This window comes from Oculatella sp. LEGE 06141, assembly GCF_015207605.1.
Lineage (GTDB): Bacteria > Cyanobacteriota > Cyanobacteriia > Elainellales > Elainellaceae > Oculatella.
The window spans coordinates 1-8,200 of sequence record NZ_JADEWO010000114.1 but is presented as its reverse complement, the minus strand read 5'-3'; the positions used below and the strand labels follow the sequence as shown (position 1 = coordinate 8,200).

Annotated in this window: 9 protein-coding genes; 5 read left to right on the top strand and 4 right to left on the bottom strand. The window is 48.8% G+C overall.

Translation table 11 applies throughout. From position 1 onward, the window contains the following. Positions 1-884 (top strand): radical SAM protein (locus IQ268_RS31485; RefSeq protein WP_228035902.1); only part of this gene is annotated, 884 nt, incomplete at its 5' end. Positions 885-930: 46 nt separating this feature from the next. On the opposite strand, the gene IQ268_RS31480 is transcribed toward IQ268_RS31485, so the two are convergent. Beyond that, a complete protein-coding gene (locus tag IQ268_RS31480) occupies positions 931-1,653 on the bottom strand; it encodes a phosphatase PAP2 family protein (protein WP_193887341.1) in 723 nt (240 codons plus the stop codon). Positions 1,654-1,993: 340 nt separating this feature from the next. Here IQ268_RS31480 and IQ268_RS31475 point away from each other — a divergent pair, with 340 nt between their 5' ends. Then, on the top strand, positions 1,994-3,796 hold the full coding sequence (locus IQ268_RS31475; RefSeq protein ID WP_193887339.1) for an ABC transporter ATP-binding protein: 1,803 nt from the start codon (positions 1,994-1,996) through the stop codon (positions 3,794-3,796). A gap of 16 nt (positions 3,797-3,812) precedes the next feature. Here the strand turns inward: IQ268_RS31475 and IQ268_RS31470 are convergent, their stop codons facing one another. After that, complete coding sequence (locus IQ268_RS31470; RefSeq protein WP_339383238.1) at positions 3,813-4,286, bottom strand: nucleoside 2-deoxyribosyltransferase; 474 nt, start codon at positions 4,284-4,286, stop codon at positions 3,813-3,815. A 253-nt stretch (positions 4,287-4,539) separates the two neighbouring features. On the opposite strand from IQ268_RS31470, the gene IQ268_RS31465 reads away from it, so the two are divergent. After that, positions 4,540-4,731, top strand: coding sequence for a hypothetical protein (locus IQ268_RS31465; RefSeq protein ID WP_193887335.1), 192 nt, complete (start codon positions 4,540-4,542; stop codon positions 4,729-4,731). Positions 4,732-5,045: 314 nt separating this feature from the next. Continuing rightward, positions 5,046-6,110, top strand: a complete 1,065-nt coding sequence (locus IQ268_RS31460) for a DUF6765 family protein (protein ID WP_193887333.1) — start codon at positions 5,046-5,048, stop codon at positions 6,108-6,110. Between the two features lie 249 nt (positions 6,111-6,359). Here the strand turns inward: IQ268_RS31460 and IQ268_RS31455 are convergent, their stop codons facing one another. Beyond that, positions 6,360-6,863: a PPC domain-containing protein gene (locus IQ268_RS31455; protein WP_193887331.1), complete on the bottom strand. Its 504-nt coding sequence runs from the start codon at positions 6,861-6,863 to the stop codon at positions 6,360-6,362. Positions 6,864-7,269: 406 nt separating this feature from the next. Here IQ268_RS31455 and IQ268_RS31450 point away from each other — a divergent pair, with 406 nt between their 5' ends. Continuing rightward, the gene (locus tag IQ268_RS31450; RefSeq protein ID WP_193887329.1) at positions 7,270-7,437 is read left to right on the top strand and encodes a hypothetical protein; all 168 of its coding nucleotides are present in this window, start codon (positions 7,270-7,272) and stop codon (positions 7,435-7,437) included. A gap of 127 nt (positions 7,438-7,564) precedes the next feature. Here IQ268_RS31450 and IQ268_RS31445 read toward each other — a convergent pair whose 3' ends face one another. Further along, entirely contained in the window at positions 7,565-8,041 is a 477-nt protein-coding gene (locus IQ268_RS31445) for a YidH family protein (RefSeq protein WP_193887327.1), read from the bottom strand. Positions 8,042-8,200 lie beyond the last annotated feature (159 nt).

Sequence of the window (8,200 nt, the reverse complement as noted above, 5' to 3'; positions counted from 1 at the left end):
CCCCATATCCCATACCCCATATCCCATACCCTAATCTCCCTCACACCCCCATGACCTTCAAAGAACGACAGCCCCGCGACAAAGGTGTAATTACTGACGATCGCCTTCTAGAACTGCATCTCTACCCCGGTAATCAATGCAATCGAGACTGTTCTTTTTGCACTGTTTTTGGTAGCCCGAAAGGATGGTATAGCGAATACACAGCAGATCATTTGGATGCAGTATTGCGAGCGGTGACGCTGACGGAGCAGGGGACGATCAAATTCTACGGAGGTGAACCCACACTCAACTCAGAGAACGTGATCTGGGCGATCGCTTATCTACGTCAGCACGAGTATCAAGGAGCCATTGTGATTTACTCCAACGGGATCCAGGCAGAGCGATTGCTACAAATCCTGGAGTCCGATCCACTGGGTAAAACAACGGCCTCACTCAACTATTCCATCGCCACTGGTGATGGCGCACCCCAAATGCCCCAAAAAGCCCTGGAGCGTCTGGAAGGTTATGAGACGCAACATCCGGGAGCGATCGCCATTGGTCATCCAGACGTAGTGGATTCAGGACGGGGCGTAGAACCCTTCACTGGAGAAGCAACACGACCTAAAGCCAATTCTCGTTGTCCACATTGCTATCCAGTCCTCACGACTGAGGGCAAGTTTCACGCTTGCCCCTTTGCGATTGAAAATCAGGCTCCTCATTTTCAGCTAGGAGATATTCATGCTGATGCAGCAGAGATATCACAAAACTTCCAAGAGTTTTTTCACTGGCTAGATACGGTTCACGAACCTTACGCGATCGCCCACGATCTACCGGCCTGTACAGTCTGTTGGAAGCATCTAAATCAACTTCCTGTACCTTCTTTTAGTAGAAAGTTAGGTTCTTGATGAGCTTCACCGACAAGTTCTCTTCTCAGCTCTCTTCCTGACAAGCTTAATAGGGCGATCGCGCCGGATCGGGGGGTGGCGTTCGTTGAACCCAATGCGGTCTAATCACCAGACTGACCCCAATTGCCCAGGCCAGTGAAGCCGCCCAACCCGCCAGAATGTCACTGGGATAATGAACTCCCAAATAGAGTCTCGTCCAGCCAATTACCAGGACAAACAACCCTCCCACACCTACAATCCATCCACAGCGACGGTGCCCCCACATCAAAATGACCAGAGCTACAACCAGCGTCATACTGGCCATAGCATGGCCGCTAGGAAAACCATAATCAAACTCTGGAGCAGGTGATTCCCATAGATGCGGACGCACCCGATGCAGCAGTAGTTTTGCCGTTCGATTAATTGCCACGCTGCCGAGTAGGGTGGTTAACCAATAGGTGAGCGATCGCCAATGGCGTTGGCGCAGCAGCAGGAACGAAACAACGACAGCCGCCGGAACCATACCCCAAAATGCGCCCAATTTGGTTAACACGACAGCAACAGCATCCAGTTGTGGAGACGCGGTTGAGCGAATCGCTAACAAGATAGGAACATCCCAGGGGAACCCGCCCTCCGTTTCCCAGACCTCTTCTGCCAGTTCTCCAAAAAGTTGTAGGGGTAGAAAGATGCCAAGCAATAGCACCAGCAGCGATCGCCAACGTTTCACCAGAACGTGTTTGAGAAATGCAATAAACGATAGGACGAACTGCCAGTACCTGGAGCGCAACATTCCTCTCCTCAACTATTGACACGGCAACCGTCAGAAGCGGTTGTATTGTTGTAGTTTATGATCTTCTGGCGATCGCCTTCACCTAGCTTGGGTATTTTCGCCTCAACCATCTTCCTCCTTTAGCAAGAGTTGCCAACTCAATTTCAAAACGCACAGACAGTTTGTGGCCTCTTCGCTCACGTCGTCTCGTAGAGCGGCGATGGCAGTATGTACTTCAGATAAGCGCCCGGGTTGCTTAAAATAGCAAGGAACACTGTGAACGCGGTAGACCTCAGGATTATCCCATTTAAGGACATCCCATCCCACGCCCTACCCTGTCAAAACGCTATCAGGAGTACGAATGAGAGGCACAGGACCCGTTGTGGCATCTGAGCAAAAGGCAAATCGGCAACTCTCGACGTTACAGCGCTTTTTACAGTACCTTCGTCCCCATCGCAAAGACGTTCCGATTGCTCTAACATTGGTGGCGGTGGGTGCTGCCACCCAGGCTATTGGGCCATTTTTAATTGGCTGGTCGATTGATAATTTAATCATTCAAGGAAATCTACCCGGCTTGCTATTGATGTTAGGAGCCTTGGGGCTAATCTATATCGCCGGGGTGTGGGCCATTCGAGGGCAGATTCTCAGGGTGGGTTGGATTATGCAGCGCTTGCTGGCTCAACTGCGGCAGGACATTTTCACTAAAATTCAAAGCCTGCCCGTCAGCTTTTTCGATCGCAGCGAAGCCGGAGACTTAATGAGCCGATTGCTAAACGATGTCAGCACGGTGAATCAAGCCTTTGGACAAACGATCGCACAAATGTTGGGCAACACGTTCAGTTTAATCGGCATCGTAATCGCCATGTTGTCGATTAATTTTCAGCTCGGCTTGTTGAGCAACCTGGTGGTGCCGTTGATGATTTTTACAACAGGTCTGTTTGCACGATGGGCCAGAGCCAGGTTCCGGGTGACACGGCAAACCATTGGCGACTTATCCGCCAAGCTAGAAGAAGATATTGGCAGCGTGCGAGAAGCTCAAGCGTTTAATCGGGTGGGTTTAAACATTGAGGAATTTGACCTGTTAAACGCTGCAAACCGCGATGCTAACGTCCAGGCAGTCGCAATTACCGCGGCGTTCTTACCATCTATTGATTTTCTTAACACGCTGGCTACGGCAGGAGTATTAGCCTATGGTGGTTACCTGGCCGTCACCGGAGCGGTGACCGTGGGAGTCGTCACCTCGTTTCTACTCTATATTCAGCAATTCTTTCGCCCAATTCAGATTCTTAGCCAGTTTTACACGCAAGCGCAATCTGCGTTGGCTGGGTTAGAAAGAATTTTCATGCTGTTGGACGAACCATCGCAACTGAACGATGCGCCAGACGCGATCGCAATGCCAATGATTCAAGGGGAAGTCATCTTTGAGCAGGTTACATTTGGCTACACACCCGATCAGCCAGTACTTAAGGGAGTGAACTTAAAGGCTCAACCTGGACAGATGATTGCTTTAGTTGGCCCTACTGGAGCGGGTAAAAGTACCATTATTAACTTAATTTTGCGCTTTTATGATGTCACCAGCGGTGCCGTCAAAATTGATGGCATTGATGTGCGTCAGGTTACTCAAGCCAGTCTGCGTCGTCAAATTGGTATCGTCTTGCAGGATAATATTTTGTTTAGCGGCACGGTAGCCGAAAACATCGCGTTTGGCTATCCCCAGGCAACCCAGGCCGAAATTGAAGCCGCCGCGCAACTGGCCAATGTGCATGAGTTTATTACCTCATTGCCGCAGGGATACAGCACTCAGTTAGGAGAACGAGGGGCACCTCTAAGCCAGGGACAGCGACAGTTGGTTAGCATTGCTCGGGCGGTGTTAATTAACCCCAAAATTCTGATTCTGGATGAAGCAACGAGCAGCATTGATACTCGAACAGAGGCACTGGTACAAGACGCGATCGCCCGATTGTTACAAGGACGTACCAGTTTCGTTATTGCTCATCGCCTCAGCACTGTGTCTCAAGCAGATCAGGTATTGGTTATCCAGCAAGGACAGATTGCAGAGCAGGGCACCCACGCAGAACTCATGGCTCAACAAGGGATTTATGCTAACCTCTATGCCCTGCAACTGGGGGCTGCTACTGCCTCATTGTCGATGAGTAGTGAGTAATATCCTAAACAACCATTCAGGCAGGAACCTGAAACAACCAACGATATAGGGCTTTTTCCTGGGTTTGAATATCTTCTACCGAAGTGTAGTAATAGTCTTGCCAACCTGTTTCCGGCAATCCGGCAAAGAGCATCAGATTCAAAGGATAGGCTTCATTGTCACTACAGCGACGAAAGTCATCCCGAAACAGGAAAATTGCTTTGTTGAGGGCGATCGCCATTCCCAGTTCTACCATGACTCCTTCATCGGGTGGTGTTCCATTCACAACGGCAAAAATACCATCACATTGCTTCACATCCTTTACATCGGCCTGCGCCACCTGATAAGCCCATCCCGGCTGCGAGAAATCAACCTGATTGTTACGGGCAAACGGCTCCCAAACCTCTGCCCCCAATGCTTCCAGGGATTGAATCAACGGTGGTAACAATAACGTCTTTTGCTGCTGCGAAAAACCGTAGGGGCTGGCTAAATAAAGCGTTTTGCGGGTCACATCTGCTCCTGTGGGCAATTGGTAAGATTTGTAAGGATGGCATACACGCATCGGGCGAAGGCAAACCTCAAGCCTGGTGAAGGATTTGAGGCGATCGCTTTAGCGAGATGAAGCCGATCGGGTAAATATTCAACTAACTTAATGATCGACTCATACTTTTTAAGATAACGTTGGAGTTAATCAAGTTAGTTCTGAAAATAAATTATTTTTACGAATTAGCAGGCCGTTTTTTTAAGATACCCGGAGAGTAAATATGTTTTCTAACGATGACTACAACTTTGAAGTTCTTCCAGGAACTCGCAACCACAAAGGGTATTTCGTTCAAGAAATGGCCTATAAATTAATCGCAATCGATCAAGCGGGTTGGGCGTTGGTTTGCCTGGATGATGTGACCTGTCATTATGTTGACCCAGATAGCCTTCGAGAAGCGACCCCCGTAGAGTGATGCCACCAGGGGTTGAGTCCAATCTCTGACTGAACTGGATGGGCGATCGCGCTGTTATTTCCTGATAAAAGCATTAAAGAAGACTGCCAAATTGGCAGTCTTTTTTGCGATCAGCAGCGGACATTTGACGAGTGCGGGAATACTGCTGGAGATCGCTGGTGATTGGCAACCTGCTTGCATCTGTCAAGCCACACAAACAACAGAACTGTCTTTTGTATTAAAAGAAGTTTCAAACTCATGAAACGGATAAACCAGAGCTTAGTGTAATACTGTTTACCGTCTGCTCTGGTTGTTTTACAGACTTTATCTTCACAATGCAAATCGATTTCCATCATGGTGTGACTTACGTCTGTGCTCGATTAGCTGGCTTTGAGCATGAAGCCGCCAGTACGATCGCTTACTCTGCTCAGTATGTAGACGACGCTATCAACGCCGGATTGATTCGGTTTGACAATGGAGCCTTATTTAGCCGAATTAGCTCTGCCCATAAAATGCTGGATTATCGCAACTTTAAGGAATTAGCAAACTATCAGGTCTGGATTCCGTTTCATTTTTTACCTGGAAACGGCGCACTGTGCGCTAACCAGGAACCAGACGGGAGTTTTATTGATAAGTTGATTTGCCGCCCCAACAGCTATGTTGCTCAAGATATGGTGCGAGAGTGCATCAACCGCCAGCACATCTCCTATGGGCTGCATCGCCTGGGAATCACAATGCATGTCTATGCAGATACCTGGGCACATCAAGGGTTTGCTGGAGTTAACCATCGCGTTAACGAAGCGAGACATTTGGTAGATGGAGAAGGACAACCCGATCGCGCTCTGGTCAATCGCTTGAAGGGATACTTTATCAGTGAAGCGTTACCCTTAGGCCACGGTTCGGTTCTGGGAAATCCTGATAAGCCCTTCCTGCGTTGGGGATATACCAATGGCCGTGGCGAGAAGATTGTTAGAAATAACCCCAAAGACTTCCTGGAAGCGGCAGACCAAATGTGTAGGGTGATGCGGCGCTATCGGGCAGCAGATCCTGATGCTGTCGTGCCGGGGTTGCCCGAACCCGACAAAACCATGATCGCACAAATGCTGCAAACCATCACCGACAACAATGGCTTGGCACGCCACCGCAAATGGTTGTCGGCTATTGCCGCAGGAGTATTTAGCTTTGGTAAAGCTGAGGTGGCTTATGTGCCAAAAGGCAAAGGGTCCTGGAAACATCAGGCGCTTGGGACAGAGAGCAGCGTCGATCGCGACCATGAAATATTCACCTTCCATCCCAGCTTTTTAGTCAGCAACTGGAAACTGTTTCATGATGCCCTGGAAGCTCACCATTTCTACGTTACCCATGATCTGCTTCCCAAATATGGTATTTGTGTTGCTTAATGGGCAGTGTTGCTTAATGGACAGTGTTGCAGATGTTACAGTGATCACCATTCGTAACAGCAAACGCTGATGACCATTTCAGTCATCAGCGCAATAGCACTGCCACCATGCTAATAGGATGCTTTAAAAGTGCTGATTGCCACTCAAACTGCTCCTTGTCCGGCTTTCTCAGGTGCTAAGCCCCCAATTCTGAAAGGATTTAGGGGATGAGTGCAGCACATTTGATACGTTTCAAACATTCTCGAAGGACTATTCCCCAGATGTCTGTGCATCCACTTCTTTAATGGTTACGATATAGTCACCCTGTCCTGTTGGCTCAAAGGCATTCGCAATGACCCGATAAAAACCAGAATTTGGCAACGTCACGGTCAACTCTGAACTCATGCTGGTTGGATCAACATCATTGCTATAGCTTAAAACCTGGCCGACCGGATCAACCAGAATGAGATAGGTGTTGAATTGATTGCTCTCCATCAGGATATTGACCGTTTGCCCTTCTGTTCCTTCAAATATGTGTTGTTCAAACAGGCTATCATCGGGCAAAACTGGCCCACCAGGACTCAGCGTTCCTTCCTCTTGCAGGATTACAGTCTGCCCGGGTTGAACAGGCGCAGAGGGTTGAATTGCATCGGGAGCCGTAGTGGTCTCTGGCCGTTGGGAGAGACCTTCGGCAAGGCTATTGGCCGCAACAGGAAGCACTAACAGCATCGAGGCAGACAGCAACGTTAATGGATAGTGTAAAAATCGTTTCACCTAAACCCCCAAGGAACACTTTTTCTTGCTATTCTACGCGGCAACGGGATGCCACCTACGAGTAATTCAATGCAATTCCTGATGTCTGATTCGGTTCGCGATCGCGCCTGCCAACAGGCAGAATACCCACTTTTCAAGGATGTTAAGAGCGGAGCATGGAGGACGAAAAACGACAACGAAATGCGTTAAATCGTCGTATTATTGCGTAAGCTCCTAAACATCAGGTTCTCTTAATCTTCTCTACAATCCCGACTAATAGCGTTGAACGTATCTATCCAGAGTGGGATTTGTTTATAACGCTGAATCCGGCTTTAGATGGAGACTTTTAGAGTTCCATCGTTTGTAATGGACTTCAGAAGCGTTTTTCTGGAAGCATTGCATCATGAACGTGTTGAGAGCAATCACTATGAAGCGAACTCTAATTGCTGTTTCCCTTCTGTTCGGGTGGGCGATCGCCATAAGTAGTTGTAACCAGGGTAGCGATGGTGTAGATACTCCGTTACCGGGTGAACCGTTGCCAGGTGAAACGCCCGGAGCGGGAGGGAACCCGTCTGCTCCGCCACAGCAAGGCTAAACGATAAGATGCATACTGATGCTCTCTTACAGTCATTTTCATTTGCCACGCCTTAAACCCTACACCTCATACCCATCTTGGCGAGACTGTAGCTGACTCGATTGAGAACTGCTGTAAATTGGTTGCCCTAAAAATGGCGCGATCGCCTGACGGTTGCCCCAAAAAAGGGAGCCGGATGCAGTCGCTTACCCTGCGGTACTGATGGTGAAGACCGGGGGGTGCGATCGCGTTGGAGAACAAGCGGGATGCTGAGTATCCCAAATATCATGACAACAACCGTCATAATCCAAACCACAATGCGATTAGGGCGGTAGTTTCCGCGTTCAATTTGCCAGAATACTTGGTTGTAACGCCAGGCGGCTATAGCAATGGCAAACACGCCAAACACAACTAAACCAACTCCCAAATTCTCAGAATTGAACAACGGGTTAACAACCGGGTCTTGTTGCGTTAGCGAGATCTGTAACTGACGCAGAAATATCCCGAATCGAGAGATGGCAAACCCAAAACCAATGAGTGCAACCGAGGTACGCAACCAGGCGAGAAACGTTCGTTCATTGGCCTGGTGTTCCCGTTGGCGATCGATTTTTGGTTCGTCAATCATAGTGTTGAGTGCATAGCCGTGCTTAACCTTACCGTAACTGTTCAAGGGGTTGAAAAAGGGAATTGAGAAAATCGAGAGGTGCTGCTAGGCTAACAAGATGGAAGAGAACCCTGTCCCCTCCATCAATGATGTTAGCCAATCGGACTGGGACAAGACCCC